This is a genomic window from Variovorax glucosi (assembly GCF_051216695.1).
GTDB lineage: Bacteria > Pseudomonadota > Gammaproteobacteria > Burkholderiales > Burkholderiaceae_C > Variovorax.
The window spans coordinates 1-546 of record NZ_JBPJZE010000017.1 but is presented as its reverse complement, the minus strand read 5'-3'; the positions used below and the strand labels follow the sequence as shown (position 1 = coordinate 546).

Genomic DNA, 546 nt, shown 5'->3' with positions numbered 1-546 from the left:
GGTCGACAGCACGAGGTGGCCGGTCAGCGAGGCCTCGATGGCGGTCTTCGCGGTTTCCTCGTCGCGGATTTCGCCGACCATGATCACATCCGGGTCGGCGCGCACGAAGGCGCGCAGCGCCTTGGCAAAGGTCCAGTCGATGCGCGGATTGATCTGCACCTGCCGCAGCCCGGTCTGCGTGATTTCGACCGGGTCTTCCGCCGTCCAGATCTTGCGTTCGGGCGTGTTGATGTGCATCAGCGCCGAGTGCAGCGTCGTCGTCTTGCCTGAGCCCGTGGGGCCCACGCACAGCACCATGCCGTAGGGGCGCTCGACGGCCTTCGTCAGCTGCACAAGGTTGTTCGGCGACAGGCCCAGCGCGCTCATGGGAATGGGCTTGGCCGATGCCAGGATGCGCATCACCACGTCTTCGAGGCCGTTGTTGGTGGGAATGGTCGCCACGCGCAGTTCGATGCGGTGCTGCGGCGAGTACTTCGCGAAGTTGATCTTTCCGTCCTGCGGGTTGCGCTTTTCGCTGATGTCCAGGTCGCACATGATCTTCACGCG

Annotated in this window: 1 protein-coding gene; it reads right to left on the bottom strand. The window is 64.5% G+C overall.

Going from position 1 to position 546, the window contains the following annotated elements; all coding sequences use genetic code 11:
- A partial coding sequence (locus ACSFA3_RS22295; protein WP_435507680.1) for a GspE/PulE family protein occupies positions 1–546 on the bottom strand: 546 nt, incomplete at both ends.